This is a genomic window from Maritimibacter fusiformis, assembly GCF_008086115.1.
In the GTDB taxonomy this organism is placed as follows: domain Bacteria; phylum Pseudomonadota; class Alphaproteobacteria; order Rhodobacterales; family Rhodobacteraceae; genus Muriiphilus; species Muriiphilus fusiformis.
This window is the reverse complement of the sequence record NZ_VSIY01000009.1, coordinates 18083-44302: the sequence shown is the minus strand read 5'-3', so window position 1 is coordinate 44302 and position 26220 is coordinate 18083. Positions and strand designations below refer to the sequence as shown.

Below are 26220 nucleotides of genomic sequence, written 5' to 3'. Positions count from 1 at the left end.
GGCGGGGTTGTGGCCGGGCCGGGGGCTGCTAGATTGCCGCCGGATCAGGTGGAGAGGTTATGCAGATCGCATTGATGATCGGGCTGGGGTTGCTGGGGTTTGCCCTGACGCTGTTTCTGACCACCCGGGTCAGCGTGCAGGCCGGGCGGGTGACCGCCGCGGTCTCGGCGCTGTTGCTGGCGCTGGGGGCGATCGGCTTCGGCGGCGGGCGGGCGCGCGGCGCCACCACCATCGAGGCGCTGGCCGCCGATTGGTTCGCGCCGGTGGTGGTGGGGATGCTGGTCGGGTTCCTGCTGGGCAAGCGGAGGCGCGCGCAATGACCGATCTGCCCCGGATGCTGCCCGAGGTGCGCGGCACTCTGACCGAGAACCGCGATCTGTCCGGCCTGACATGGATGCGCGTCGGCGGCCCGGCGGACTGGCTGTTCCAGCCCGCCGACCTCGACGATCTCAGCGCCTTTCTCGCCGCGCTCGACCCCGCGGTGCCGGTTTTCGCGATGGGCGTCGGATCGAACCTGATCGTGCGCGACGGCGGCATTCGCGGCGTGGTGATCCGGCTGGGGCGCGGCTTCAACACCATCCGGATCGAGGATGGCCGGGTGATCGCCGGGGCCGCCGCGCTTGATGCCCATGTGGCGCGCAAGTCGGCAGAGTCGGGGGTGGACTTGACCTTCCTGCGCACCATTCCCGGCGCCATCGGTGGCGCGGTCCGGATGAACGCGGGCTGTTACGGGCGCTACACCGCCGATGCCTTTGTCGAGGGCAGGGCGGTGACGCGGGCGGGCGAGGTGGTGCGCCTGACGCCCGAAGACCTGGCCTTCGGCTACCGCCACAGCGCGCTGCCCGACGGCTGGGTGCTGGTCGAGGCCACGCTCCAGGGTCCGCCCGGCGACCCCGACGAACTGGCCGCGCGCATGGCCGAGCAGTTGGCGCGCCGCGACGAGACCCAGCCGACCAAGGACCGCACCGCTGGTTCGACCTTCCGCAACCCCGCCGGGTATTCCTCGACCGGGCGCGCCGACGACTGCCACGAGCTGAAAGCGTGGAAGGTGATCGAGGATGCCGGCATGCGCGGAGCCACGCTGGGCGGCGCGCAGATGAACCCCAAGCATCCGAATTTCCTGACCAATACCGGCGATGCCACCGCCGCCGAGCTGGAAGCTCTGGGCGAGTTGGTGCGAAAAAAGGTTTACGATTCCAGCGGCCTCACGCTAGAGTGGGAAATCATGCGCGTGGGCGAACCGGCGCAGGATCAAGAACAAGAAGAAATCGAACGATAACTGGTCGCAAAAGGCCGGGAACGAGGCAGACAATTGGGCAAGTCGAGCAGGACAGCCCTCAAGGTTGCGGTACTCATGGGTGGCCCCTCTGCCGAGCGCGAGGTGTCGCTGAGTTCAGGGCGTCAATGCGCCGCCGCGCTCCGGGGCGAAGGCTATCAGGTGGTCGAGGTCGAGGCTGGCCCCGATCTCTGCGCGCGCCTGTCCGAGGCCGGCCCCGATGTCGTCTTCAACGCGCTCCACGGCCGCTGGGGCGAGGATGGCTGCGTGCAGGGAATGCTGGAATGGATGGGCCTGCCCTATACCCATTCGGGCGTGCTGGCCTCGGCGCTTGCGATGGACAAGACCCGCGCCAAGGACGTGTTCCGCGCCGCCGGCCTGCCGGTGGCCGAAAGCCTGCTGGCCCCGAAAGCGGCGATCGTCAAACGCCACCTGATGGCCCCGCCCTACGTGGTGAAGCCCTATAACGAAGGCTCCTCGGTCGGCGTGCATATCGTGGCCGAGGGCGCCAACACGCCGCCGCAACTGACCGATGCCGACCCCGAGGTGATGATGGTCGAGGCCTATGTGCCGGGGCGCGAACTGACCACCACGGTGATCGGCGACAAGGCGCTGGCGGTGACCGAGATCAAATCCGAGGGCTGGTATGACTACCACGCCAAATACGTCGCCGGCGGCTCGCATCACGTTGTGCCCGCCGACATCCCTGCCGAGATCGAACTGCATTGCCTCGACTATGCCCTGCGCGCCCATGAAGCACTCGGGTGCCGCGGTGTCAGCCGGGCCGATTTCCGCTGGAACGACGCCGCCGGGCTGGACGGTCTCATCCTGCTCGAGGTCAACACCCAGCCGGGCATGACGCCCACTTCGCTGGTGCCCGAACAGGCCGCGGTGCAGGGCTGGACCTTCGGCCAGTTGTGCCGCTGGATGGTGGAGGATGCCTCATGCAACCGCTGAGCGCCCCGCGCCGCGCGCCCTCGGGCCGCAACACCCGCCGCGACCCGGCTCCGTCGCGTGTCGCCTACCGCATCCACCGCATGTGGCTGACGCCGCTCTATCGTTCGCTGTTTCGCGTCGGCATCCCGGTGTTCGTGATCCTGACCGCGACGGGCTGGTATTTCGCCGAACCCGCCAACCGTCAGGCGGTGGTCGACAAGGTCGCCGAAGTTCGCCGCTCGGTCGAGACGCGGCCCGAGTTCATGGTCAAGCTGATGGCGATCGAGGGTGCCTCGCCGGTGCTCGACCGCGAGATCCGCACCCGATTCCCGATCGACTTCCCGGTGTCGTCCTTCGACCTCGATCTCGACGCCATGCGCGCCGAGATCGCCGCCTTCGACGTGGTCAGGAACGTGGAACTGCGCGTGCGCCCCGGCGGCGTGCTCGAGGTCGCGATCACCGAGCGCGAGCCGGTGCTGGTCTGGCGCGCGCCGACCTCGATCGAGCTGATCGACGCCACCGGCCACCGCGTCGCCTCGCTGACCGGCCGGGCCGCGCGCCCCGACCTGCCGCTGGTGGCGGGCACCGGCGCCAACGAGAACGTGCCCGAGGCGCTGGCCATCCTCGACGCCGCCCGGCCCCTGGCGGGCGATCTGCGCGGGCTGATCCGGGTCGGCGAACGGCGCTGGGACGTGGCCCTGTCGGGGGACCGGCGCATCCTTTTGCCCGAGACCAGCCCGGTCGCGGCGCTGGAACAGGTGCTGGCGCTTGACCAGGCGCAAGACCTGCTGGCCCGCGATGTCGCCGATATCGACATGCGCAACCCGATGCGTCCGACCTTGCGGCTGACCCCGCCGGCGATGGACGAGTTGCGCCATATCCGCAGCCTGTATTTGGAGTGATCTTGCCATGACCGATCTCTATCAGCAGCAAAGAGCGATGCGCGCCATGCGCCGCGCCGCCATGCAACGCGGCGTGATCGCCGTTCTCGACATCGGCACCGCCAAGATCGGCTGCCTCGTGCTGCGCTTCGACGGGCCCGAGCGGTTTCGCGACTCGGATGGCATCGGCTCGATGGCCGGGCAGTCGGCGTTTCGCGTGATCGGCGCCTCGACCACCCGGTCGCGTGGCGTGCGCTTTGGCGAGATCGACGCGATGCAGGAGACCGAGCGCGCCATCCGCACCGCCGTGCAGGGCGCGCAGAAGATGGCCAACACCCGCGTCGATCACGTCATCGCCACTTTCGCCGGGGCCGGGCCGCGCAGCTACGGCTTGGCAGGCTCGGTCGAATTGCGTCACGGCTCGGTCACCGAAGACGACATCGCCCGCGTCCTGGCCGCCTGCGAGGTGCCCGATTTCGGCGAGGGGCGCGAGGTTCTGCATGCCCAGCCGGTCAACTTCGCCATCGACCACCGCTCCGGCCTCAGCGATCCGCGCGGCCAGATCGGCAACCGGCTTTCGGTCGACATGCACGTGCTGACGGTCGACGCCACCGTGGTGCGCAACCTTCTGCATTGCATCAAGCGGTGCGACCTCGAACTGGCCGGCATCGCCTCATCGGCCTATGCCGCTGGAATCTCGGCGCTGGTCGAGGATGAACAGGAACTTGGCGCGGCCTGCATCGACATGGGCGGCGGCGCCACCGGCATTTCGATCTTCATCAAGAAGCACATGATCTATGCCGACAGCGTGCGCCTTGGCGGCGATCACGTCACCTCGGACATCGCCAAGGGCCTGCGCGTGCCGCTGGCCACTGCCGAGCGCATCAAGACCTTCTATGGCGGGGTCTATGCCACCGGCATGGATGACCGCGAACAGATCGAGATCGGCGGCGACAGCGGCGACTGGGAACGCGACCGGCGCACCGTGTCGCGCTCGGAACTGATCGGCATCATGCGCCCGCGCGTCGAGGAGATCCTCGAGGAGGTGCGCGACCGGCTCGATGCCGCGGGCTTCGACCACCTGCCCAGCCAGCAGATCGTGCTGACCGGCGGCGCCAGCCAGATCCCCGGCCTCGACGGGCTCGCGCCCAAGATCCTCGGCCAGCAGGTGCGCATCGGCCGCCCGCTGCGGGTGCAGGGCTTGCCGCAGGCGGCGACCGGCGCGGCCTTCGCCTCGGCGGTCGGATTGTGCCTGTTTGCCGCCCATCCGCAGGACGAATGGTGGGATTTCGAGATTCCCGCCGACAGCTACCCGGCGCGGTCTTTGCGCTGGGCCGTGAAGTGGTTTCGCGACAACTGGTAGCCGGGTTGTCGGCGGGCGCCTGCCCATCGCGGCAATATCTCGCTGAAATCGCGCCGAATCGCGCCATATTTCGCGTTACCCTGTGGTTTTTTCCGTGACGGCAGGGCAAAACGCGTTTAGATTCCGTCAGGAGTGGACAACCCGTCCGGAAGTGGCGGGACGGGACAGAACGCAAAGGACAGGCGGAAGATCATGACATTGAACCTCACCATGCCAGCGCAGGATGAACTGAAACCGCGGATCACCGTGTTTGGCGTCGGCGGCGCGGGTGGAAATGCCGTGAACAACATGATCGACAAGGCCCTTGAGGGCGTCGATTTCGTTGTCGCCAACACGGATGCCCAGGCGCTTCAGCAGGCCAAGGCACCCAACCGCATCCAGATGGGTGTGAAGGTGACCGAGGGTCTCGGGGCAGGGGCGCGCGCTTCGGTCGGGGCGGCGGCGGCCGAGGAATCGATCGAACAGATCGTCGATCACCTGGCCGGCGCGCATATGTGTTTCATCACCGCCGGCATGGGCGGCGGCACCGGCACCGGGGCCGCGCCGATCATCGCCCAGGCGGCGCGTGAACTTGGCGTTCTGACCGTCGGCGTCGTGACCAAGCCGTTCCAGTTCGAAGGCGCCAAGCGGATGCGCCAGGCCGAGGAAGGCGTCGAGGCGCTGCAAAAGATGGTCGACACCCTGATCATCATCCCGAACCAGAACCTTTTCCGGATGGCGACCGAGAAGACCACCTTTACCGAAGCCTTCTCGATGGCCGACGACGTGCTCTACCAGGGCGTCAAGGGCGTGACCGACCTGATGGTGCGCCCGGGCCTGATCAACCTCGACTTCGCCGACGTGCGCGCGGTGATGGACGAGATGGGCAAGGCGATGATGGGCACCGGCGAAGCCGATGGCGAGGATCGCGCCGTGCAGGCCGCCGAAAAGGCCATCGCCAACCCGCTTCTGGACGAGATCTCGCTCAAGGGCGCGCGCGGCGTGCTGATCAACATCACCGGCGGCTATGACCTGACCCTGTTCGAACTGGACGAGGCCGCCAACCGGATTCGCGAAGAGGTCGACCCCGACGCCAACATCATCGTCGGCTCGACGCTGGACACCGAGATCGAGGGGCGGATGCGCGTCTCGGTCGTGGCCACCGGCATCGACGCGAACGAGCATTATTCCGACATGCCGGTGCCGCGCCGCCGCATGTCCGAGCCGCTGCACACCCCCGACGAGGTCGAGCAGAAGCTCGAAAGCGAAGCACCCCAGGCCATCGCCGCAGCCGCCGCGATCGAAACCGGCCATCACTTCGACGACTACGAATCCGAAGGCGACTACGCCGACGAGCCGCAGCAATCCTTCTTCGACGAGGGCATCGACGCGACCGCCGCCGCCGCCGAGGAGCAGGCCGAGAACATCTTCCCGGCCGAGGAAGCCGGTGGCGACCTGCCGCCGCCCGCCTACCAGCCGCAGCCCGAATACCGCCACCAGCCGCAGCCGACCCGCCCGATGCGCGGCGAACAGCCGGAAGTGGCGCGTTTCGTCGCCCCCAAGGCCCCGGCCCCCGGCGCACCGTCGCCCGAGGCGATGGCCCGCCTGCAGGCTGCGGTCCAGCGCACGCCGCGGCGCGAGCATGAACAGCCCGCCGCCGCCACCGCATCGGACCCGCGCGCGCCGCAGGAGCCGAACAAGCCGCGCTTTGGCATCAATTCGCTGATCAACCGCATGACCGGGCATTCCGGCGGCGGCGAGCAGACGCAGTCCTCGCCGCGCCAGCAACCGCCGGTCAAGTCGGGCTATCACGAAGACCCCGAAAGCGACCCCGAGCATGAGCGGGTCGAAATTCCGGCCTTCCTGCGCCGCCAGGCGAACTGAGCGGGCATGACAGACACGCGACAGGGCCGGCCTCAGCGCCGGCCCTTTTTTCGTTTGCACATACTCATTTCCCACGCCGTTTCGCACCCGCGATCTGTCGCCGTCACCCACCGCGACGGGGCGATGCGAAAGATGCGCAACAGCATGACAAATTCCGGGCCGAAACCATTTTGCCCCGGGAAGTTATGTGCTAGGGATGTGAGCAATCCGACCCGGACCCACTAGGTCTGGGTGTGAATCACTTGCACGGGGTAGGCGCGGGCCATGGGGGATACGCGGCAGGACGAAAAGGCAAGGCGCAGCGCGCTGAAACGGACCGCTCAGGGGGCCGCGATCACGGTATTGGCCGTGTCGCTGGCCGGATGCAGCGGCGGCGGTGGCGGCGGCGGCTGGTTTTCAAACCTGTTCGGGGGCAACGCGGTCGAGTCGAAACCGATCGAGGAATACACCGCCGAAGAGATCTACAAGCGCGCCGAATTCGACCTTGAAGAGGGCGATTTCGACAGCGCCGCCAAGTGGTTCGGCGAGGTCGAGCGTCTGTATCCCTATTCCAGCTGGGCCAAGCGCGCGCTGGTGATGCAGGCCTATGCCTTCCACAAGGATGGCGAATTCGAGGAATCGCGCGCCGCCGCGCAGCGCTTCATCGACTTCTATCCGGGCGACGAGGATGCGGCCTATGCGCAGTATCTTCTGGCCCTCAGCTATTACGACCAGATCGACGCGATCGGCCGCGACCAGGGCCTGACCTTCCAGGCGTTGCAGGCGCTGCGCGACGTGATCGAGCGGTATCCCGACACCGAATATGCCCGCTCGGCGATCCTGAAATTCGATCTCGCCTTCGACCACCTGGCCGCGAAAGAGATGGAAATCGGGCGCTACTACCTCAAGCGCAAGCATTACACCGCCGGCATCAACCGCTTCCGCGTCGTGGTCGAGCAGTTCCAGACCACCTCGCACACGCCCGAGGCGCTGCACCGGCTGGTCGAGAGCTACCTGATCCTGGGCTTCACCGACGAGGCGCAGACGGCGGGCGCGATCCTGGGCCACAACTTCCGCTCGACCAAGTGGTATGAGGACAGCTACGAACTTCTGACCAAGGCCGGGCTCCAGCCCGAGGCCAAGGGCAGCAACTGGCTGACCGCGCTCTATCGCCAGCTGATCAAGGGCGAGTGGCTGTAGGCGGCTTTTGGCCCCATGCTTAGACATCTCGACATCCGGGACGTGCTTATCATTGACCGGCTGGAACTGGAGTTCCGGCCGGGTCTGAACGTGCTGACCGGCGAGACCGGGGCGGGCAAGTCCATCCTGCTCGATTCGCTGGGCTTCGTGCTGGGCTGGCGCGGGCGCGCCGACCTTGTGCGCGCCGGAGCCGACGAGGGCGAGGTGGTGGCGGTGTTCGACCTCGAGGCCGATCACCCGGCCCGCGCGGTGCTGGACGAGGCCGGCATCCCGGCGGGCGACGAGCTGATCCTGCGACGCACCAACCGCACCGACGGGCGCAAGACCGCCTGGGTCAACGACCGCCGCGCCTCCGGCGACGTGCTGCGCGCGCTGTCCGACACGCTGGTGGAACTGCACGGCCAGCAGGACGACCGCGGCCTTCTGAATCCGCGCGTTCACCGCGACCTTCTCGACAGTTTCGGCGATCTCGGCCCCGACCGCGCCGCCACCCGCACCGCCTGGCGCGCACTGGCCGAGGCCGACAAGGCGCTGACCGAGGCCGAGGCCCGCCTGGCCGCCGCCCGCGACGAGGAAGACTTTCTGCGCCACGCCTGGGACGAGCTGGAAAAGCTCGCCCCCGAACCCGGCGAGGATGCCGACCTCGACACCCGCCGCCGCCAGATGCAGGCCGGGCAGCGGATCGGCGAGGATGTGCAGAAAGCCGCCCAGGCGCTTGGTCCGGGCGAGGGGGCCGAGGGGCGGATGGGCGACGCCCTGCGCTGGCTCGAAGCGGTGGCCGACAAGGCGGGCGACACGCTCGACGCCCCGATCGAGGCCGTGACGCGCGCGCTGGCCGAACTTGGCGAGGCCACCCAGGGCGTCGAGACCGCGCTCGAGACACTCGCCTTCGACCCCGGCGAGTTGGAGCGGGTCGAGGAACGCCTGTTCGCCATCCGCGCCGCCGCCCGCAAGCACGGCGTCGCGCCGGACGATCTGGGCGATTTCGCCGCCGGGATCGCGGCGAAGCTGGCGGCCCTCGACAAGGGCGCTGGCGACATCGCGGCGCTGACATCGGCCCGCGACGCGGCCCGGGCCGACTATGACGCCGCCGCCGCCCGCCTCAGCGCCGCCCGTGCCCGCGCGGCGCAGGCGCTCGATGCCGCGATGGGCACGGAACTGGCCCCGCTCAAGATGGAACGTGCTGTGTTCGCAACGGAAATCGCCCCCACAGCCCCCGGCCCCGAAGGCGTCGATGCGGTCACCTTCACCGTCGCCACCAACCCCGGCGCGCCGTCCGGCCCGCTCAACAAGATCGCCTCGGGCGGCGAACTCAGCCGCTTTCTGCTGGCGCTCAAGGTCTGCCTGACCCGCGACGCCACTGGGCTGACGATGATCTTCGACGAGATCGACCGCGGCGTCGGCGGCGCCACCGCGGACGCGGTCGGGCACCGGCTGATGACGCTGGCGGGCGAGGGCGGGCAGGTGCTGGTGGTGACCCATTCGCCGCAGGTCGCGGCCCGTGGCGCGCATCACTGGCGGGTGGAAAAGGCCGTCAGCGGCGGCCAGACCCGCACCCGCGTCACCCCGCTGGACGCCGCCGCCCGGATCGACGAGGTGGCGCGGATGCTCGCGGGCGAGACCGTGACCGACGCCGCGCGCGCCGCCGCCCGGGCGCTGCTGGGCGCGCCCCGGGCGGCAACAAGCTCTGGCGCGACGGGGTGATTTTCGCTAGACTCGCCCCAGACCCGGAAAACCGGGCAGGGCAGAGGCAGTAATCGGGCGTTTCTCATGACCGAGATGGTATATGGCGCGGCACCGCGGCAGGACGGCGATCCGATTCTGCCGCGCTGGTGGCGCACGATCGACAAGTGGTCGATCTCGGCGATCCTTCTGTTGTTCGCGATCGGGCTGTTGCTGGGGCTGGCCGCCTCGCCGCCGCTGGCCGAGCGCAACGGGCTGGCGCCGTTTCACTATGTCGAACGCCAGGTGGTGTTCGGCGTGATCGCCTTCACCGTGATGTTCGCCACCACCATGATGTCGCCGCAGATGGTGCGCCGTCTGGCGGTGATCGGGTTTTTCCTCGCCTTCGCCGCGCTGGCCATGCTGCCCGCGCTTGGCACCGACTTCGGCAAGGGCGCGGTGCGCTGGTATTCGCTGGGCTTCGCGTCGCTGCAACCGTCCGAGTTCCTCAAACCCGTGTTCGTCATCACCGTGGCCTGGCTGATGGCCGCGAGCCAGGAAATCGGCGGCCCGCCGGGCAAGTCGATGTCGCTGGCGCTGACCCTGGTGATCGTGGCGTTCCTGGCGATGCAGCCCGATTTCGGGCAGGCGGCGCTGGTCCTGTTCGGCTGGGGGGTGATGTATTTCCTGGCCGGTGCGCCCTATATCCTGATCATGGGCATCGCCGGTGTGGTGGTGCTGGGCGGCATGATCGCCTATGAAAACTCCGAGCATTTCGCCCGCCGCATCGACGGTTTCCTGACCCCCGAGGTCGAACCCACCACCCAGCTTGGCTATGCCACCAACGCCATCCGCGAGGGCGGGTTCTTCGGCGTCGGGGTCGGCGAGGGGCAGGTGAAATGGTCGCTGCCCGATGCCCACACCGATTTCATCATCGCGGTCGCCGCCGAGGAATACGGGCTGATCCTGGTGCTGGTGATCATCGCGCTTTATGCCATCGTCGTGGTGCGCAGCTTCATGCGGCTTCTGGCCGAGCGTGACACCTTCATCCGCCTTGCCGGCACCGGGCTGGCGGCGATGCTGGGGGTGCAGGCGCTGATCAACATGGGGGTGGCGGTGCGGCTGTTGCCCGCCAAGGGCATGACCCTGCCGTTCGTCAGCTACGGCGGCTCGTCGCTGATCGCCACCGGGCTGGCGGCGGGGATGCTGCTTGCCTTCACCCGCACCCGCCCGCAGGGGCGGATCGGCGACATCCTGTCCACCGGACGGCGCCGATGACCGAGCCGCGCGCCCCCCTGATCGTGATCGCCGCCGGAGGCACCGGCGGGCATATGTTCCCGGCCCAGGCGCTGGCCGAGGCGATGCTGCGGCGGGGCTGGCGGGTGAAGCTCTCGACCGACGCGCGCGGCGCGCGCTACACCGGCGGCTTCCCGCATGTGGTCAAGGTCGAACAGGTCTCGTCGGCCAGCTTTTCGCGCGGCGGCATCCTTGCGCGCGCGCTGGTGCCTCTGCGCATCGCCACCGGCGTGATCGGCGCCATCCGCCGGATGCGGCGCGACCGCCCGGCGGTGGTGGTGGGCTTTGGCGGCTATCCCACCATCCCGGCGCTGGCGGCGGCGCGGCTGATGCGACTGCCCCGGATGATCCACGAACAGAACGGCGTGCTGGGCCGGGTCAACACCTTCTTTGCCCGCCGGGTCGACCGGCTCGCCTGCGGCACATGGCCCACGGCGCCGATCCCCGAGGGCGCGCATCCCGTTCACACCGGCAACCCGGTGCGCGGCGCCATCCTCGACCGCGCCGGGGCGGGCTATATCCCGCCCGGCGACTACCCGATGCAGATCCTGGTGATCGGCGGCAGCCAGGGCGCGCAGGTGCTGTCGGACGTGGTGCCGCAGGCCATCGCGGCGCTGCCCGAGCACCTTTTGCAGCACATCTCGGTCAGCCACCAGGCCCGCGACGCCGACGGCGACCGGGTGCAGGACTACTACCACCACCACGGCATCCGCGCCGAGGTTCAGCCGTTCTTTCACGACGTGCCCAAGCGCATCAGCGAGGCGCAACTGGTGATCGCGCGCGCCGGGGCCTCGACCGTGGCCGACCTGACGGTGATCGGGCGGCCCGCGATCCTGATCCCCTATCCCCACGCCACCGGCGACCACCAGAGCGCCAATGCCCGCGGGCTGGTCGAGGCCGGGGCCGCCATCCTGATCCCGCAATCGCGGCTGGATGCTGCCACCCTGACCGAACAGATTGCCGCGGTGCTGGACAATCCCGCCGGGGCCGAGCAAATGGCCAGGGCCGCCCTGAGCCTGGGCAAGCCCGACGCCACCGACGCGCTGGTGGCGCTGGTCGAAGAGCTTGCAGCCAGGGGCCGGACCGCATAGCCAGACTGAAAAAAGGGCGACGCATGACCGCGACGGCAACCAAACTTCCCAGCCAGATGGGGCCGATCCACTTTGTCGGGATCGGCGGCATCGGCATGTCGGGCATCGCCGAGGTGCTGATCAACCACGGCTACGAGGTGCAGGGCTCCGACCTCAAGAAATCCACCATCACGGATCGTCTGGCCGGGCTGGGCGCGCGCATCTTCATCGGCCAGAAGGCCGACAACCTCGACGGCGCCGAGGTGGTGGTAATTTCCTCGGCCATCAAGCCCGGCAACCCCGAGCTCGACACCGCCCGCGCCCGCGGCCTGCCGGTGGTGCGCCGGGCCGAGATGCTGGCCGAGCTGATGCGGCTCAAGTCCAACATCGCGGTCGCCGGCACCCACGGCAAGACCACGACGACGACGCTGGTGGCCGAACTCTTGGTCGCCGGCGGCATCGACCCCACGGTGATCAACGGCGGCGTGATCCACGCCTATGGCTCGAACGCGCGCATGGGCGCGGGCGAGTGGATGGTGGTCGAGGCCGACGAGAGCGACGGCACCTTCAACCGCCTGCCCGCCACCATCGCCATCGTCACCAACATCGACCCCGAGCATATGGAGCATTGGGGCTCGGTCGAAGCGCTCCACCAGGGCTTTCTCGATTTCGTCTCGAATATCCCGTTCTACGGCCTCGCGGTGCTCTGCACCGATCACCCCGAGGTGCAGGCGCTGGTCGGCAAGCTGACGGACCGGCGCGTCGTCACCTTCGGCTTCAACGCCCAGGCCGACGTGCGCGCGGTCAACCTGCGCTACGAGGACGGGCGCGCGAAGTTCGACATAGAACTGCACGCCGAGGGCACGCGGATCGAGGGCTGCACCCTGCCGATGCCCGGCGATCACAACGTCTCCAACGCGCTGGGGGCGGTCGCGGTGGCGCGCCACCTTGGCATGACCGCGGATGAGATCCGCACCGCGCTGGCGGCCTTCGGCGGCGTCAACCGCCGCTTTACCCGCGTGGGAACATGGAACGGCGCGCCGATCATCGACGACTACGGCCACCACCCGGTCGAGATCGCCGCCGTGTTGAAAGCCGCCCGCCAGGCCAGCACGGGCCGGGTGATCGCGGTGCACCAGCCGCACCGCTACTCGCGCCTGCATTCGCTGTTCGACGATTTCTGCACCTGCTTCAACGACGCCGACGTGATCGGCATCTCGGACGTGTTCGCCGCCGGAGAAGACCCGATAGAAGGCGCCAGCCGCGACGACCTGGTCGCCGCCCTCACCGACCACGGCCACCGCCACGCGCTGGCCATCGACAGCGAGGCCGACCTCGAAACCCTGGTCCGCGCCGAGGCCAAACCCGGTGACATCGTCGTCTGCCTCGGGGCGGGGACAATCTCGACCTGGGCGCGGGGGTTGCAGAAGCGGCTGGAGGGGTAGGGCGATGGGCCATTCCCTGCCACGTGCGAAACGAAGCGATAGCCATGCCCGGCACCGCCGGGCAGCCCCCGTCCGCCCCCACGCGCGGGGGCTTCACCCCCACCCGCGGACGGGGGCTGCCCGGAGCAGCGATACGCGGGCATGTCCGGACACCCATGCGGAGACCAGCCCATGACCCCATCCCTCATTGCCGCCTGTCTCTGGGCGCTTGGCGGAACCGTCACCGCGTTTCTGCCGATGCGCTACCAGATGATCCCCGGCTCGCTCCTGCTGCTCACCGCGATCCCGCTGATGATCTGGATCGGGGCCGAAAACGGCTGGGTCTGGACCGGGCTGGCGCTGGCGGCATTCCTGTCGATGATGCGCCGCCCGCTGGGCTACCTGATCGCGCGCGCGCGCGGGCAGAAGCCGGAGTTGCCGCGATGACGGCCTCGCTCATTGCCGCCTGCGTCTGGGCGCTGACCGCCAACCTCATCGCGATGTTTCCGTCGCGCCGACAGCACTGGCCGGCGGCCTGGGGGCTGATCGCCGTCGGCATCCCGATCGTCGGATGGGTGACATGGCAGTCGGGGCCGCTGATCGGCCTTGTCGTGCTGGCGGCGGGGATGAGCGTGCTGCGCTGGCCGGTGCGCTACCTGGTTCGCTGGGTCAGGGATCTGGGCAGGCCGGGCGGCGCCTGACAAGAGCGAAATCGGTTTGGTCTGCAACGGAATGTATCACTTAACGCGTTGAAATCTTTGATTTCAGGCAGCGTTAAGTGATTCAGATTTACCGATTTCTGCGCTAGATCTGCTTTTCGGGCATCTGCACCACCAGCCCGTCGAGCGCATCCGTGACCTTCAACTGGCAGGTCAGGCGCGAGCGCACCGGGTCCGGCTCGAACGCGAAATCGAGCATGTCCTCTTCCATCGGCTCTTTCGGGCTCAGTTTGTCGACCCAGTCCTCGGCGACATAGACATGGCAGGTCGAACAGGCGCAGGCGCCGCCGCAATCGGCCTCGATCCCCGGAATGCCGTTGTCGCGCGCGCCTTCCATGACCGTCAGGCCGTTGGGAACGTCGACGACATGCTCGGTGCCGTTGTGCTCGATATAGGTGATCTTTGCCATCTGGCCGCCTCCGTGAAAGTCCGGGACGTTGTAGCCAAGCCGGTCGGCCCCTGCCACCCCGTTTTTCGCCGCCGTCATCCAGGTCACGCGCTGGTGACGGGCAGGGCAAAATGTTCTATGTTCGTTCTCATGGAGCATCACGCGATTCGATCCCCCCGCGGCTGGCCGCGCCCGCCCTCGGCGGTGCCGCACGGCTGGCTTGGCCGCCCGCCGGTGGGGGCGCGGGTGACGGTGGCGGGGCTGGTGCTGGTGCGCCAGCGTCCGGGCACCGCGAACGGCGTCATCTTCATCACGCTGGAGGACGAGACCGGCATCGCCAACGTGATCGTCTGGCGCAAGACCTATGAGCGGTTTCGCCGCGCGGTGGTGGCCGGGCGCGCGCTCAGGGTGACCGGCCAGCTTCAGCGCGACAGCGGCGTGGTGCAGATCGTGGCCGACACGATCGAGGACATCTCGCCGATGCTCGACACCCTGGCGCTGCCGCCGCAGGAGGGGTGAGGCCTCAGGCCCCGACCGCGCGCCGCACCATGTCGCAATAGAGGTCCTCGACCCGGTCGCGGCTCAGCCGTCCGCTGTCGCGATACCAGGTGTTCACCCCGGTCAGCATCGCGATCAGCGCCATCGTCGCCAGCTTGGTGTCGGGCACCGTGAACACGCCCGCCGCCGCGCCGTCGCGCAGGATCTCTTCCAGCACGTCCTCATAGCGTTTGCGCAGCGCCTCGATCACCTTGAAGTTCTCCGGCTCGAGGCTGCGCAACTCCATGTAGGCGATGAACACCGCGTCCGGGCGCGCCAGGTGGTGGCGGATGTGAAACCGGGTGAAGGCCTCGAGCCGCGCCGCCGGGCCGTCGCCCTCGGGCACCGCCTGCCAGGCCTGCATCAGGTCGCGCAGATGGCTTTGCATCAGGTCGAACAGCAGGCTCTGCTTGTCGCGGGTGTAGAGATAGAGCGCCCCCGCCTGCACCCCGACCTCGGCCGCGATCTGGCGCATCGACACCGCGGCATAGCCGTGGCGCGCGAACAACCGCTCGGCGGCGTCGCGCACCCTTGGGCCGGTGATGCCGGCGTGTGATCCTGACTTGCGGGCCATGCCCCTGATTAACTGAACAGACGTTCAGATCATAGGGGCATCATGCCGCCTCAGATCGGCTGACGGAAATCCCAGCGCAGTTTCGGCACGTAGATATAGGCCAGAATCGCCGCGCAGAAGGCGCCGGTCACAAGGAAGGCCCACAGCGGTGCGGCAAAGCCGGTGCCGATCAGATAGATGTTGAAGGCCAGAAGCGTCAGCGCCAGCGCGGTGGCGCATTTGGTGCAATAGCCGAACATCAGCTTGATGCCGGACAGCAGCAGGATTACGTTGCTGGCAAAATACCCCTGCACGGTCCAGACCTGCGAGGTTTCCAGGTTCGGTGAAAGATGCGCGTATTCGGCGGGCAGAATCCCCGGCGCCAGCCCCGCGAGCGCGATCAGGACGGAAAACGTCCCCAACCCCAGCCGCGCCGTGGCGCCGGCCTGCGATACAACATGCTCCATGTCTGCCTCCTCACTTGGCGGTGCCCCCCGCTCTTGTGATCAGTCAAACATCTGGTTGAGGTGCGCACAACCCTTACGAGTGTGGACCCGGCTTTGCGTTTTCGCAAAATCAGGCGTCGAGCGCGGGGCAATGGCCGCAGAGGCAGCGGCTGGGTGTCGGGAAGATATCGCGCAGCCAGTTGATTGCGCTGACGATTTTGGGGTCGCTGCGCCGGCTTTCGTGATAGACCAGCCAGATCGGATGCTCGCTGAGCTCACCCAGCGAGTCGATCGGTCGCAGGTCCGGATGCAACCGGGCGACGCAAGAGGGCAACACGCCGGGCTTGCCCGAGGACATCATCGCCGCCGCCACCGTCGTGGTCGAGGGGCAGCGCACCGATGGCGCCCCCTGGAACACGTCGCGCGCGCGTGCCATCGGAATGCTGGTCTCGAAGGCGCGCGTCAACCCGACCCAGCGCATCGTCGGCGGCGCATCGGCCAGTTGAAACGGCCCGACCCGCACCGTGGCGATGCGGCTTTTCACCAGCTTGCCCTCGGTCGGCTCGTATTCGCGGACCGACACGTCGGCCTCGCCCTTGGCCAGGCTCAGCGGGCGCGGGGAATATTCAAGTTCGAGGTCGAGTTCGGGAAACATCTCGCAGAACGTGCCGACATTGGGCGCGAAGGCCATCACATGCGCCAGCGGAAAGCTGTTGAGCACGACTCGTCCGGTCGGACGTTCGCTGCGCCGCGCCAGGTCGCGCTCGGCCCCGGTCATCTCCAGTTCCAGCTTGCGCGCGATGTCGAGCAGCGCCCGCGCCTCGCCGGTCGGCTCCCAGCGGTCGCCCTGCCGCGCCAGCAGCGGCACGCCCGCGTCGGCCTCGAGCCGCTGGATGCGCCGCGACACGGTCGAGGCGTTGCTGCCCAGCCGCTCCGCCGCCGCCAGCAGGGTGCCCTGCCGCGCAACCGCAAGCAGATACTTGAGATCGTCCCAGTTGGTCGACATCGTCGCTTGGTCTCGTCGTTACCCTGATCGCACCCTAACCCACCACGGCACCGATTGCGCGTCAAATCGTCACGCAGTGACACGACAGCGGCCGATGCCCCACATTGCACCCGCGCCGGGGTTTCGCTAACAGGTGCGAAACCACGATGAACGGAGCGCGTCCATGTCCCACAACGATCCCCTCCGCCTCGGCATCGCGGGTCTCGGGACCGTCGGCGTCGGGGTCGTCAAGATCGTGCGCCGCCACGCGGCGATGATCGAGGCGCGCACCGGGCGACAGGTGGCGATCAGCGCCGTTTCGGCGCGCAGCCGCGACAAGGATCGCGGCGTCGAGATCGGGCATTACGACTGGGAAGACGACCCGGTGGCGATGGCCAAGCGCGACGATGTCGACGTGTTCGTCGAGCTGATGGGCGGCTCGGACGGCCCGGCCAAGGCCGCGGTCGAGGCCGCCATCGCCGCCGGCAAGCATGTGGTGACCGCCAACAAGGCGCTTCTGGCGCATCACGGGCAGGACCTGGCCCTGGCCGCCGAGAAGGCCGGCGTGATGCTGCGCTTCGAGGCCGCCGTGGCCGGCGGCATCCCGGTGATCAAGGCCCTGACCGAGGGGCTTGCGGCCAACGAGATCACCCGCGTCATGGGGGTGATGAACGGCACCTGCAACTACATCCTGACGCGCATGTATGACGCCGATCTGCCTTACGAGACCGTGTTCGACGAGGCCGACAAGCTGGGCTATCTCGAAGCCGACCCGCAACTTGACGTGGGCGGCATCGACGCCGGGCACAAGCTGGCGCTGCTGGCCTCGATCGCCTTCGGGACCCAGGTGAATTTCGACGGTGTCGAGCTTGAGGGGATCGAGCATATCTCGATCCGCGACATCGAGCAGGCCGCCGACATGGGCTATCGCATCAAGCTCCTGGGCGTGGCGCAGATGACGGGTCGCGGGCTGGAACAGCGCATGAGCCCCTGCCTCGTGCCCGCCACCTCGCCGCTGGGCCAGCTCGAGGGCGGCACCAACATGGTGGTGATCGAGGGCGACAGCGTCGGCCAGATCGTGCTGCGCGGCGCGGGCGCGGGCGAGGGGCCGACCGCCAGCGCGGTGATGGGCGACGTGTCCGACATCGCGCGCGGCATCGCCATCCCGACCTTCGGCACCCCCGCGCATCGCCTTGCCCCGGCCAAACCGGCGCGCGCCACCGTGCCCGCGCCCTACTACCTGCGCCTGGAATTGCAGGACAAGCCCGGCGTGCTGGCCAAGGTCGCCACGGTCCTGGGCGAGGCCGGAATATCCATCGACCGGATGCGCCAATACAGCCACGACGCCGTCACCGCGCCGGTCATCGTCGTGACCCACCGCTGCGCCAAGTCGCAGATCGAAACCGCCCGCGAAGGCTTGCGCGCCACCGGCGTGGTGGTGGCCGAGCCGGTCGCCATCCGCATCGAGAAGGTCTGAGGTCACAACCCGTGCTGCGGATAGACGACATATCCTATTCGGTCGAGGGCCGGCCGCTGATCGTGCATGCCTCGGCTGTCATCCCCGAGGGCCACAAGGTCGGCCTGGTCGGGCGCAACGGCACCGGCAAGACCACGCTGTTTCGCCTGATCCGGGGCGAGTTGACGCTGGAGACCGGCGCGATTTCCGTGCCCAAGGGCGCGCGCATCGGCGGTGTCGCGCAGGAGGCGCCGGCGTCCAATGTCTCGCTCACCGACACGGTGCTGGCCGCCGACACCGAGCGCGCCGCCCTGATGGCCGAGGCCGAACGCGCCACCGACGCGCACCGGATCGCCGAGATCCAGACGCGGCTGGCCGATATCGACGCCTGGTCGGCCCCGGCGCGGGCGGCGTCGATCCTCAAGGGTCTGGGTTTCGACGATGCCGACCAGGCCCGGCCCTGCGCCGATTTCTCGGGCGGCTGGCGGATGCGGGTGGCGCTGGCGGCGGTGCTGTTCTCGCGCCCCGACCTGTTGCTGCTGGACGAACCCACCAACTACCTCGACCTCGAGGGCGCGCTGTGGCTGGAAAGCTACCTTTCCCGCTATCCGCACACCGTTATCATCATCTCGCACGACCGTGGCCTGCTCAACCGCGCGGTCGGCGGCATCCTGCATCTGGAAGACAAGAAACTCACCTACTACTCCGGCCCCTACGACACCTTCGCCGAGACCCGCGCGGCCCGGCTGGCCGCCGCCGAGGCCGAGAACCGCAAGATGGCGGCGCGCAAGGCGCATCTGCAAAGTTTCGTCGACCGTTTCCGCTACAAGGCGTCCAAGGCGGTGCAGGCGCAATCGCGTCTCAAGATGATCGAAAAGCTGAAGTTCACCGCCACCCCGCAAGAGGCGGCGCTGCGCAAGTTCAGCTTTCCCGCTCCCGAGGAACTGTCGCCGCCGATCATCGCGATGGAAGGCGCCAGCGTCGGCTATGACGGCCAGCCGGTGCTGTCGCGCCTCGATCTGCGCATCGACCAGGACGACCGCATCGCGCTTCTGGGCAAGAACGGCGAGGGCAAGTCGACCCTGTCGAAGCTGCTGGCCGACCGCCTGCCGGCGCTGTCGGGTCGCGTCACGCGGTCATCGAAGCTGCGCATCGGCTATTTCGCCCAGCACCAGATGGACGAGTTGCGCGCCGATGAAACGCCGCTCGATCACCTGCGCCGGTTGCGCTCGGGCGAGACCCCGGCCCGTGGCCGCGCCCGGCTGTCGGGTTTCGGCCTGATGGCCGATCAGGCCGAGACCGTGGTGGCGCGGCTGTCGGGCGGGCAGAAGGCGCGGCTGACGCTGCTGCTGGCCACGCTCGACGCGCCGCACCTGCTGATCCTCGACGAGCCGACCAACCACCTCGACATCGAAAGCCGCGAGGCGCTGGTCGAGGCCCTGGTGGATTATACCGGCGCGGTGGTTCTGGTCAGCCACGACATGCACCTGCTGTCGCTGGTGGCCGACCGGCTGTGGCTGGTCAAGGACGGGCGCGTGCAGGTGTTCGAGGACGATCTGGAAGCCTACCGCCGGTTGCTGCTGTCGTCGGACAAACCCGCCTCGGACAAGCCCAAGGCCAAGCCGCCGCGCCCCTCGCGCGACGCCGTGCAGGCGCTGCGCGCCGAGGTGCGCAAATGCGAGGAACGGCTGGGCAAGCTCAACGCGATGCGCGACAAACTGGCGAAAAAGCTGGCCGATCCGGCGCTCTACGAAGACGGCAAGCCGGGCGAGATCGAGGTCTGGCAGAAGAAATACGCCGAGGTCATGGAAGGCCTCGGCCGCGCCGAAGACCTGTGGCTTTCGGCGCAGGAAAAGCTCGACGCCGCCGTGGCCTGAGCGCGCGGGCGCGCATCATGCCGCCGGGCGGCGCCGTATCACCCCACGAAATCGAACCTGTCGATCAGCGGCAGTTGCCGCACCCGCTCGCCCGTCAGATCGAAGATCGCATTGGCCAGCGCCGGGGCCGCCGGCGGCGTGCCGACCTCGCCAACCCCGCCGGGGCGGTCCGCGTTGGCCATCAGCGCCACCTCGAATTCCGGCACGTTCGACATCCGCAAGAGCTCGTAGTCGGTGAAATTGCCCTCGTTCACCATGCCGTCGGCAAAGGTGATCTTGCCATGCACCGCCGCCGTCAGCCCGAAGACGCAGCCGCCCGTCAGTTGCGCCTCGCAGTTGCCGGGGTCGAGGATCACGCCCATGTCGGCGGCGATCCAGACCTTGGCGATGCGGATCGACCCGTCCTCGTCGACCACCTCGATCACCTCGGCCACCGGCGTTCCGAAACTGTGGGTAAAGGCGACACCGCGCCCCACGCCCTCGGGCGTCTTGCCGGTCCAGCCCGCCATTTCGGCCACCTTCTCGACCACCGCCGCCGAGCGCGCGTGTTCGGGGCGGATCAGGCCGAGGCGAAACTCGACCGGGTCCGCGCCCGCCGCATGCGCCATCTCGTCGATGAAGCTCTCGTGGAAAAACGCATTCTGCGAATTGCCGACCGAACGCCAATAGCCCAGCGGCACCGCCACGTCCGCCGCATAGCCGCGAATGCGCCGGTTCTCGATCCGGTACGGCTGATCTCCGATGCCCTCGACGATGGTGCGGTCGGCCATCGGAATGCTCATCTGCGACCCCATCACCGAGCCGCATGCGACATCGCCTGTCAGCATTGCCACCTTGCCCCCATCAAGCCGCGCGGCCATGCGCGCGATCGCGCCGGGGCGGTAATGGTCGTGGCGCATGTCCTCTTCGCGGCTCCACGTCACCTGCACCGGGGTGCCCGGCATCGCCTGCGCCACCCTTGCGGCAATCACGCCGAAGTCGATCGAGGCCCGCCGGCCAAAGCCGCCGCCCATGATCGTGGTGTGCAGCGTCACCGCGTCCTGATCCAGCCCCACCGCCTCGGCGGCGGCCTTTTGCAGCATGATCGGCGCCTGGTTGCCCGACCACAGCTCCAGCCCGTCGCCGGTGAAAAGCGCGGTCGAATTCATCGGCTCCATCGTCGCATGCGCCAGATACGGCACGCGGTATTCGGCTTCGACGAGGTCGCCGGACCCGTCGGCCTCCACATCGCCCTCGTCGCGGGCGGTGATGTTGGGCTTGTCCGCGAACGCGTCTTCGATCCTGGCAAAGATCGCGTCGGTTTCGGCGGGGTAGGGGGCCGCGCCCCATTCCACCGTCACCGCCTCGGCGGCCTGCATGGCAAGCCATGTGTTGGTCGCCACCACCGCGAATCCATCGCCCAGGTCGACCACCTTTTCCACCCCCGGCATGGTCTCGGCCACCGAGGCGTCGAACGACACCATGCCGCCGCCCAGCCGTGGCGACATCCTGACCGTGGCAAAGCGCATGTCGGGCCGGCGCACGTCGATGGCAAAGGTCGCGGTGCCGGTGGCCTTGGCGGGCTGGTCGAGCCGGATCTGGCTTTTGCCCAGGATGCTCCAGTCGGCGGGGTCTTTCAGGCGCGGCGATTTCGGCGGCTCGATCTTCGCCGCGTCCTCGGCCAGATCGGCGTAAGGAATGCGGCTGCCATCGGTGGCGACAATCGCCCCCGCCTCGGCCCGCACCTGGTCAAGCCCGACGCCCAGCCGCGCCGCCCCCGCCTCGCGCAGCACCTCGCGCGCCGCGGCCCCGGCCTTGCGCATCGGCTCGTAGGCGTCGAAGGCGGAAAACGACCCGCCGGTGATCTGCAGGCCCAGCACCTTGGGCATCGCCTGATAAAGCGTCTCCATCACCGCGCCGGGCCGCTTTGCGTCATAGTCGCGCGGGATCAGCAGCGACATGTTGGCATAGACCTCGGCGGGCGGGCCATGCTCGACGCGGATATCGCCAAGCGGCATCTCCATCTCCTCGGCCACCAGGGCCGCCAGCGTCGTCTGCACCCCCTGGCCCATCTCGGCGCGCGGCACGATCACGGTGACGCCGCGGGCGTCGATCAGCACCCAGGGGTTGAGGCGCAGGCCGTCCTCGGGCGCCCCCGGCCCCTTGGCCGGGCGCAACACCTGGTAGGCGCCGAAGGCCACGCCGCCAGCCACCGCGACCGAGCCGACGATGAAGGTGCGGCGGGTGAATGTGCGCAGTCTGCCCATGGTTCAGCCCTCTGCCTGAATGGTTTTCGCCGCCGTGTGGATCGCCGCACGGATACGCGGGTAGGTGCCGCAGCGGCACAGGTTGCCCCACATCGCCGCGTCGATCTCGTCATCGGTCGGGTCCGGCGTTTCGGCCAAGAGCGCGGCGGCCTGCATGATCTGGCCCGACTGGCAATAGCCGCATTGCGCCACGTCATGTTCGACCCAGGCGCGCTGGATCGCCGACATCGCGCCCGGCGTGCCCAGCCCCTCGATGGTCGTGACCGGCCCGTCGACGGTTTCCAGCGTGGTCTGGCACGACTGCACCGCCACCCCGTCGATATGCACCGTGCAGGCGCCGCAGGCGGCCACGCCGCAGCCGAACTTGGTGCCGGTCATTCCCAGCGTATCGCGCAGCACCCACAAAAGCGGCACCTCGCCGGGCAGATCGACCTCGTGGCTCTGACCGTTGATTTCGAGCGTGTATGCCATGCGTGCCTCCCGTGTTCACATCCCAGACCCTATGTCGCGCGGAGCCTTGCTGCAATTACGCACCCCGCGTCAGGACGGATCACAAGGGGGTGAGTCACAGGTCGGTGCGCACGTGCCAAAGCTCGGGAAACAGCTCGACCTCCAGCATCCGACGCAGGTAGCTGACCCCGCCGGTGCCGCCGGTGCCGCGCTTGAAGCCGATGATGCGCTCGACCGTGGTGACGTGGTTGAAGCGCCAGCGGCGGAAGTAATCCTCGAAGTCCATCAGCTTCTCGGCCAGTTCGTAAAGCCGCCAATGCGCCTCGGGGGCCTCGTAGACCTGCCGCCAGGCCGCGATCACGCCGGGATGCGCCTCGTGCGGGCGGGCCAGGTCGCGCCCCGTCACATCCGCGGGAATGGGGATGCCCGCGCGCGCCAGCGCCCCCAGCGCCACGTCGTAAAGGCTGGGCCGGGCCAGCTCGTCGGCCAGCAGCGCGTGGATCTCGGGCCGGTGTTCATGCGGGCGCAGCATCGCCGGGTTGCGGTTGCCCAGCGTGAACTCGATCAGCCGGTATTGCCACGACTGAAAGCCCGAGCTTTGCCCGAGGTCCTTGCGAAACCGCGTGTATTCGGCCGGCGTCATGGTGCGCAGCACGTCCCAGGCGTTGTTGAGCTGCTCGAAGATCCGCGCCACCCGCGCCAGCATCTTGAAGGCCGGGCCGAAATCGTCCGCCGCCAGCCGGTCACGGGCCGCGCCCAACTCGTGCAGCGCCAGCCGCATCCACAACTCCGAGGTCTGGTGCTGGATGATGAACAGCATCTCGTCATGCGCGTCCGAGCGCTGGTGCTGCGCCGTCAGGATCGCGTCGAGCGACAGGTAGTCGCCGTAGGACATGCGCCCGTCGAACTGCATCTGCGCGCCGTCCTTCGCGGGGTCATAGGGGTCGGTCATGGCGGGCTCCTTCAGGTCACGGCGGCGCGCTGGCGATAGGCGGGATCGTCCCAGAGCCGCCCATCCATCACCGCGGCAATCGTCGCCACCGCGCGGTCGATGTCGGCCTCGTCAAGGTAGAGCGGCGTGATGCCGAAGCGCATGATGTCGGGCGCGCGGAAATCCCCGATCACGCCCTTGGCGATCAACGCCTGCATGGCGGCATAGCCCTCGCCAAAGCGGAAACTCACCTGGCTGCCGCGCTGGCCCGCGTCGTGCGGGCTGGCAAGGCGCAGGTCGGGGCAGGCGGCCTCTACCCCTTCAATGAAGCGTTCCGACAGCGCCACCGACCGCGCCCTGAGCGCAGCCATGTCGACCCCGTCCCATATATCGAGCGCGGCCTCGAGGGCCGCCATCTGGATCACCGGCGGGGTGCCGACGCGCATCCGCTCGATGCCGTCGCCGGGGCGATAGGTCATCTCGAAGTCGAACGGCGCCTCGTGCCCCAGCCAGCCCGACAGGGCCGGGCGCACCCGCCCGGCCAGCCGGGGCGCGACATGGATGAAGGCCGGCGCGCCCGGGCCGGCGTTGAGGTATTTGTAGGTGCAGCCGACCGCGAAATCCACGTCGCAGCCGGCAAGGTCCACCTCGAACGCCCCCGCCGAATGCGCCAGATCCCAGATCACCAGCGCGCCCGCCGCATGCGCCTTGCGCGTCAGCGCGGCCATGTCGTGACGCCGCCCGGTGCGGTAATCCACCTCGGTCAGCATCAGCACCGCAAGGTCGTCGGTGATATTGTCGGCCACCGACTCGGGGTCGACCACCTGCAATTCATGCCGCCCGCCCAAACCGGCGATCAGCCCCTCGGCCATGTAAAGATCGGTCGGGAAATTGCCCCGGTCCGACAGCACCCGGCGCCGGTCGGGCCGCAGGTCGAGCGCCGCGGCCAGCGCCTGGTAGACCTTGATCGACAGCGTGTCGCCCACCACCACGCTGCCGGGTGCCGCCCCGATCAGCCGCGCGATGCGGTCGCCCAGGGCGCGCGGCTGCGCCATCCATCCGGCCTTGTTCCAGCCGGTGATCAGCATCTCGCCCCATTCCGCGGTGACCGTCTGCGCCACCCGGGCGGCGGCGGTTTTCGGCATCGGGCCCAGCGAGTTGCCGTCGAGGTAGGTCACCCCTTCGGGCAGATGAAACAGCGCCTTCGTTCTTGCGAAATCCATCACATCTGCCCCCCTGCGATCTCGATGGTCTGGCCGTTCACGCTCTGCGACCCCGGCCCGACCAGCCACATCGCGGCGGCGGAGATTTCCTCCGGCTCCAGCAGCCGCTTGTGCCGGTTGGACCCGACCATTATCGCCAGAGCCTTGTCACGGTCGCCGCCGATCCGCGCGGCGATACTGTCGATGTTGCGCGCCACGATGGGCGTGTCGACATAGCCCGGACAGATCGCGTTGAAGGTCACGCCGGTGCCCAGGTGATCCTCCGACAGCGACCGGATCAGCCCGATCACCCCGTGTTTCGAGGCGGTGTAGGCCGGTGCCCCCTTCAGCCCCTTCAGCCCCGCGACCGAGGACATCGCGATCACCCGGCCCCAGTCGGCGGCCAGCATGTCGGGCAGGCATTCGCGGATCGTGAGGAACGCGCCGTCGAGGTTGGTGGCCATGATCTGGCGCCAGAACTCCAGCGAGGTTTTCGCCAGCGAGCGCCCCTCGGCGATGCCCGCGTTGGCCACGCAGATCGCGATCGGCCCATGCGCCGCGCGCGCCGCCGCGATCCCTTCGGCCACCGATGCCTCGTCGGTCACGTCCATGATCAGCGGGTGCAGGCCGGGCTGGCCCTGCGCGGCCTCATCGAGCACCTCGCGCCGCCGCCCGGTGATCGTGACCTCGGCCCCGGCCTCGGCCAGTGCCCGGGCAATCGCCAGCCCGATGCCGCTGCCGCCGCCGGTGACCAGCGCGTGTTTCGCCGTGAGTGTCGCCATGCTCGCCTCCCATTCGCTGCCCGCCAACGCTACCCGTCACGGGCGTGGCCGCAAGGGGCTTCTGTGCGACCCGCGATATCGTCCGAATCGGGGATTGCATCGGCAAGGATCATCGCGATACTGCCGGCGCCGGGGAAAGATTGTTGCGCGAAGGGATCTGACAGGTGAAGCGATGGCTTGATTTGCCGCCGGTCTGGCTGGCGCTGGGGATATTGCTGACCTACGGACTGGATCGACTGGTGCCGGGGCTTGCGACCGGCTGGATCACGATGCGCGTGGTCGGCGCGGGTCTGGTGCTGGCGGGCTTCGGCCTGATGCTGCTGGGCGCGGTCGAACTGATCCGCCAGAGAACCACCTTTATCCCGCGCCGCGACCCATCGGCGCTGGCGCAGGGTGGCATCTACCGGCTCAGCCGCAACCCGATCTATCTGGGCGATGTGCTGGTGCTGGCGGGCTTCATCCTGTGGTGGGACGTGTGGCCGGCGCTGGTGCTGGTGCCGCTGTTCATGTGGATCATCACCATCCGCTTCATCAAGGGCGAGGAACGCCGCCTCATCAAGACCTTCGGCGAGGATGCGCGCGAATGGTTCGCCCAGACCCGCAGGTGGTTGTGAGCGTGGCATGAGAAAAATGGTCGCAAACGGCCTCTCGCGGGTCGTATCGCGCGGCGCGGTGCACTAATGAGAACCGAGACCGCC

At 68.5% G+C, this 26220-nt stretch carries 26 protein-coding genes; 17 read left to right on the top strand and 9 right to left on the bottom strand.

The window, feature by feature from the left end:
- Positions 1-59: 59 nt before the first annotated feature.
- The 13 genes from FVF75_RS10805 (at position 60) to FVF75_RS10745 (ending at position 13651) form a co-directional block, all read left to right on the top strand.
- Positions 60-320 carry a hypothetical protein gene (locus FVF75_RS10805; protein ID WP_148377996.1) on the top strand — a complete coding sequence of 87 codons (261 nt, stop codon included), beginning with the start codon at positions 60-62 and terminating at the stop codon, positions 318-320.
- Positions 317-1279 carry a UDP-N-acetylmuramate dehydrogenase gene (gene murB / locus FVF75_RS10800; protein ID WP_148377995.1) on the top strand — a complete coding sequence of 321 codons (963 nt, stop codon included), beginning with the start codon at positions 317-319 and terminating at the stop codon, positions 1277-1279. Before FVF75_RS10805 ends, murB begins: the two co-directional genes overlap by 4 nt.
- A 33-nt stretch (positions 1280-1312) precedes the next feature.
- A complete protein-coding gene (locus FVF75_RS10795; protein WP_148377994.1) occupies positions 1313-2233 on the top strand; it encodes a D-alanine--D-alanine ligase in 921 nt (306 codons plus the stop codon).
- Positions 2221-3114: a cell division protein FtsQ/DivIB gene (locus tag FVF75_RS10790; RefSeq protein WP_148377993.1), complete on the top strand. Its 894-nt coding sequence runs from the start codon at positions 2221-2223 to the stop codon at positions 3112-3114. Before FVF75_RS10795 ends, FVF75_RS10790 begins: the two co-directional genes overlap by 13 nt.
- A 7-nt stretch (positions 3115-3121) precedes the next feature.
- Complete coding sequence (ftsA, locus tag FVF75_RS10785) at positions 3122-4456, top strand: cell division protein FtsA (protein ID WP_148377992.1); 1335 nt, start codon at positions 3122-3124, stop codon at positions 4454-4456.
- Positions 4457-4648: 192 nt separating this feature from the next.
- On the top strand, positions 4649-6319 hold the full coding sequence (gene ftsZ, locus FVF75_RS10780; RefSeq protein ID WP_148377991.1) for a cell division protein FtsZ: 1671 nt from the start codon (positions 4649-4651) through the stop codon (positions 6317-6319).
- Positions 6320-6583: 264 nt separating this feature from the next.
- Positions 6584-7498 carry an outer membrane protein assembly factor BamD gene (locus FVF75_RS10775; RefSeq protein WP_148377990.1) on the top strand — a complete coding sequence of 305 codons (915 nt, stop codon included), beginning with the start codon at positions 6584-6586 and terminating at the stop codon, positions 7496-7498.
- A gap of 15 nt (positions 7499-7513) precedes the next feature.
- Complete coding sequence (gene recN, locus FVF75_RS10770) at positions 7514-9202, top strand: DNA repair protein RecN (protein WP_148377989.1); 1689 nt, start codon at positions 7514-7516, stop codon at positions 9200-9202.
- A gap of 66 nt (positions 9203-9268) precedes the next feature.
- The gene (gene ftsW, locus FVF75_RS10765; protein WP_148377988.1) at positions 9269-10438 is read left to right on the top strand and encodes a putative lipid II flippase FtsW; all 1170 of its coding nucleotides are present in this window, start codon (positions 9269-9271) and stop codon (positions 10436-10438) included.
- On the top strand, positions 10435-11547 hold the full coding sequence (murG, locus tag FVF75_RS10760) for an undecaprenyldiphospho-muramoylpentapeptide beta-N-acetylglucosaminyltransferase (RefSeq protein ID WP_148377987.1): 1113 nt from the start codon (positions 10435-10437) through the stop codon (positions 11545-11547). Before ftsW ends, murG begins: the two co-directional genes overlap by 4 nt.
- Positions 11548-11570: 23 nt before the next feature.
- Positions 11571-12971: a UDP-N-acetylmuramate--L-alanine ligase gene (murC, locus tag FVF75_RS10755; RefSeq protein WP_148377986.1), complete on the top strand. Its 1401-nt coding sequence runs from the start codon at positions 11571-11573 to the stop codon at positions 12969-12971.
- Between the two features lie 171 nt (positions 12972-13142).
- Complete coding sequence (locus FVF75_RS10750; protein ID WP_148377985.1) at positions 13143-13397, top strand: DUF2484 family protein; 255 nt, start codon at positions 13143-13145, stop codon at positions 13395-13397.
- The gene (locus tag FVF75_RS10745) at positions 13394-13651 is read left to right on the top strand and encodes a DUF2484 family protein (protein WP_148377984.1); all 258 of its coding nucleotides are present in this window, start codon (positions 13394-13396) and stop codon (positions 13649-13651) included. The genes FVF75_RS10750 and FVF75_RS10745 overlap by 4 nt, the downstream gene beginning before the upstream one ends.
- Positions 13652-13754: 103 nt before the next feature.
- On the opposite strand, the gene FVF75_RS10740 is transcribed toward FVF75_RS10745, so the two are convergent.
- Positions 13755-14078: a 2Fe-2S iron-sulfur cluster-binding protein gene (locus FVF75_RS10740; protein ID WP_148378221.1), complete on the bottom strand. Its 324-nt coding sequence runs from the start codon at positions 14076-14078 to the stop codon at positions 13755-13757.
- 117 nt (positions 14079-14195) lie between these two features.
- Between FVF75_RS10740 and FVF75_RS10735 the strand changes: the two genes are divergently transcribed.
- On the top strand, positions 14196-14576 hold the full coding sequence (locus FVF75_RS10735) for an OB-fold nucleic acid binding domain-containing protein (RefSeq protein ID WP_148377983.1): 381 nt from the start codon (positions 14196-14198) through the stop codon (positions 14574-14576).
- Between the two features lie 4 nt (positions 14577-14580).
- Here the strand turns inward: FVF75_RS10735 and FVF75_RS10730 are convergent, their stop codons facing one another.
- The 3 genes from FVF75_RS10730 to FVF75_RS10720 all read right to left on the bottom strand — a co-directional run bounded on the left by FVF75_RS10730 (position 14581) and on the right by FVF75_RS10720 (position 16599).
- Positions 14581-15168, bottom strand: a complete 588-nt coding sequence (locus tag FVF75_RS10730; RefSeq protein WP_148377982.1) for a TetR/AcrR family transcriptional regulator — start codon at positions 15166-15168, stop codon at positions 14581-14583.
- Between the two features lie 50 nt (positions 15169-15218).
- Positions 15219-15614, bottom strand: a complete 396-nt coding sequence (locus tag FVF75_RS10725; protein WP_148377981.1) for a hypothetical protein — start codon at positions 15612-15614, stop codon at positions 15219-15221.
- Between the two features lie 109 nt (positions 15615-15723).
- Positions 15724-16599 (bottom strand): LysR family transcriptional regulator, encoded by an 876-nt coding sequence (locus FVF75_RS10720; protein ID WP_148377980.1) that lies wholly within the window; start codon positions 16597-16599, stop codon positions 15724-15726.
- Positions 16600-16762: 163 nt separating this feature from the next.
- On the opposite strand from FVF75_RS10720, the gene FVF75_RS10715 reads away from it, so the two are divergent.
- Both FVF75_RS10715 and FVF75_RS10710 read left to right on the top strand, forming a co-directional pair.
- Complete coding sequence (locus tag FVF75_RS10715) at positions 16763-18055, top strand: homoserine dehydrogenase (protein WP_148377979.1); 1293 nt, start codon at positions 16763-16765, stop codon at positions 18053-18055.
- A gap of 11 nt (positions 18056-18066) precedes the next feature.
- A complete protein-coding gene (locus tag FVF75_RS10710) occupies positions 18067-19911 on the top strand; it encodes an ABC-F family ATP-binding cassette domain-containing protein (RefSeq protein WP_148377978.1) in 1845 nt (614 codons plus the stop codon).
- A gap of 38 nt (positions 19912-19949) precedes the next feature.
- Here FVF75_RS10710 and FVF75_RS10705 read toward each other — a convergent pair whose 3' ends face one another.
- From FVF75_RS10705 to FVF75_RS10685, 5 genes are all read right to left on the bottom strand, one after another.
- Complete coding sequence (locus tag FVF75_RS10705) at positions 19950-22157, bottom strand: xanthine dehydrogenase family protein molybdopterin-binding subunit (protein WP_148377977.1); 2208 nt, start codon at positions 22155-22157, stop codon at positions 19950-19952.
- Between the two features lie 3 nt (positions 22158-22160).
- Entirely contained in the window at positions 22161-22628 is a 468-nt protein-coding gene (locus FVF75_RS10700) for a (2Fe-2S)-binding protein (protein ID WP_148377976.1), read from the bottom strand.
- Between the two features lie 94 nt (positions 22629-22722).
- On the bottom strand, positions 22723-23559 hold the full coding sequence (gene kynA / locus FVF75_RS10695) for a tryptophan 2,3-dioxygenase (RefSeq protein WP_148377975.1): 837 nt from the start codon (positions 23557-23559) through the stop codon (positions 22723-22725).
- Positions 23560-23570: 11 nt separating this feature from the next.
- Positions 23571-24764, bottom strand: a complete 1194-nt coding sequence (gene kynU, locus FVF75_RS10690; RefSeq protein ID WP_148377974.1) for a kynureninase — start codon at positions 24762-24764, stop codon at positions 23571-23573.
- The gene (locus FVF75_RS10685; RefSeq protein WP_148377973.1) at positions 24761-25522 is read right to left on the bottom strand and encodes an SDR family NAD(P)-dependent oxidoreductase; all 762 of its coding nucleotides are present in this window, start codon (positions 25520-25522) and stop codon (positions 24761-24763) included. Before FVF75_RS10685 ends, kynU begins: the two co-directional genes overlap by 4 nt.
- Positions 25523-25686: 164 nt before the next feature.
- On the opposite strand from FVF75_RS10685, the gene FVF75_RS10680 reads away from it, so the two are divergent.
- Positions 25687-26136 (top strand): methyltransferase family protein, encoded by a 450-nt coding sequence (locus tag FVF75_RS10680; RefSeq protein WP_148377972.1) that lies wholly within the window; start codon positions 25687-25689, stop codon positions 26134-26136.
- The last annotated feature ends 84 nt before the right edge of the window (positions 26137-26220 follow it).

What these genes read in the sequence shown, in the direction of transcription:
- FVF75_RS10720 (WP_148377980.1), bottom strand. Translation starts at nt 16,599, where the DNA reads ATGTCGACCAACTGGGACGATCTCAAGTATCTGCTTGCGGTTGCGCGG.
- murC (WP_148377986.1), top strand. Translation starts at nt 11,571, where the DNA reads ATGACCGCGACGGCAACCAAACTTCCCAGCCAGATGGGGCCGATCCAC.
- murB (WP_148377995.1), top strand. Translation starts at nt 317, where the DNA reads ATGACCGATCTGCCCCGGATGCTGCCCGAGGTGCGCGGCACTCTGACC.
- ftsA (WP_148377992.1), top strand. Translation starts at nt 3,122, where the DNA reads ATGACCGATCTCTATCAGCAGCAAAGAGCGATGCGCGCCATGCGCCGC.
- FVF75_RS10750 (WP_148377985.1), top strand. Translation starts at nt 13,143, where the DNA reads ATGACCCCATCCCTCATTGCCGCCTGTCTCTGGGCGCTTGGCGGAACC.
- ftsW (WP_148377988.1), top strand. Translation starts at nt 9,269, where the DNA reads ATGACCGAGATGGTATATGGCGCGGCACCGCGGCAGGACGGCGATCCG.
- kynA (WP_148377975.1), bottom strand. Translation starts at nt 23,559, where the DNA reads ATGACCGACCCCTATGACCCCGCGAAGGACGGCGCGCAGATGCAGTTC.
- FVF75_RS10715 (WP_148377979.1), top strand. Translation starts at nt 16,763, where the DNA reads ATGTCCCACAACGATCCCCTCCGCCTCGGCATCGCGGGTCTCGGGACC.
- FVF75_RS10705 (WP_148377977.1), bottom strand. Translation starts at nt 22,157, where the DNA reads ATGGGCAGACTGCGCACATTCACCCGCCGCACCTTCATCGTCGGCTCG.
- FVF75_RS10725 (WP_148377981.1), bottom strand. Translation starts at nt 15,614, where the DNA reads ATGGAGCATGTTGTATCGCAGGCCGGCGCCACGGCGCGGCTGGGGTTG.
- FVF75_RS10730 (WP_148377982.1), bottom strand. Translation starts at nt 15,168, where the DNA reads ATGGCCCGCAAGTCAGGATCACACGCCGGCATCACCGGCCCAAGGGTG.
- FVF75_RS10745 (WP_148377984.1), top strand. Translation starts at nt 13,394, where the DNA reads ATGACGGCCTCGCTCATTGCCGCCTGCGTCTGGGCGCTGACCGCCAAC.
- FVF75_RS10700 (WP_148377976.1), bottom strand. Translation starts at nt 22,628, where the DNA reads ATGGCATACACGCTCGAAATCAACGGTCAGAGCCACGAGGTCGATCTG.
- recN (WP_148377989.1), top strand. Translation starts at nt 7,514, where the DNA reads ATGCTTAGACATCTCGACATCCGGGACGTGCTTATCATTGACCGGCTG.
- murG (WP_148377987.1), top strand. Translation starts at nt 10,435, where the DNA reads ATGACCGAGCCGCGCGCCCCCCTGATCGTGATCGCCGCCGGAGGCACC.
- FVF75_RS10790 (WP_148377993.1), top strand. Translation starts at nt 2,221, where the DNA reads ATGCAACCGCTGAGCGCCCCGCGCCGCGCGCCCTCGGGCCGCAACACC.
- FVF75_RS10740 (WP_148378221.1), bottom strand. Translation starts at nt 14,078, where the DNA reads ATGGCAAAGATCACCTATATCGAGCACAACGGCACCGAGCATGTCGTC.
- FVF75_RS10735 (WP_148377983.1), top strand. Translation starts at nt 14,196, where the DNA reads ATGTTCGTTCTCATGGAGCATCACGCGATTCGATCCCCCCGCGGCTGG.
- ftsZ (WP_148377991.1), top strand. Translation starts at nt 4,649, where the DNA reads ATGACATTGAACCTCACCATGCCAGCGCAGGATGAACTGAAACCGCGG.
- FVF75_RS10805 (WP_148377996.1), top strand. Translation starts at nt 60, where the DNA reads ATGCAGATCGCATTGATGATCGGGCTGGGGTTGCTGGGGTTTGCCCTG.
- FVF75_RS10775 (WP_148377990.1), top strand. Translation starts at nt 6,584, where the DNA reads ATGGGGGATACGCGGCAGGACGAAAAGGCAAGGCGCAGCGCGCTGAAA.
- FVF75_RS10685 (WP_148377973.1), bottom strand. Translation starts at nt 25,522, where the DNA reads ATGGCGACACTCACGGCGAAACACGCGCTGGTCACCGGCGGCGGCAGC.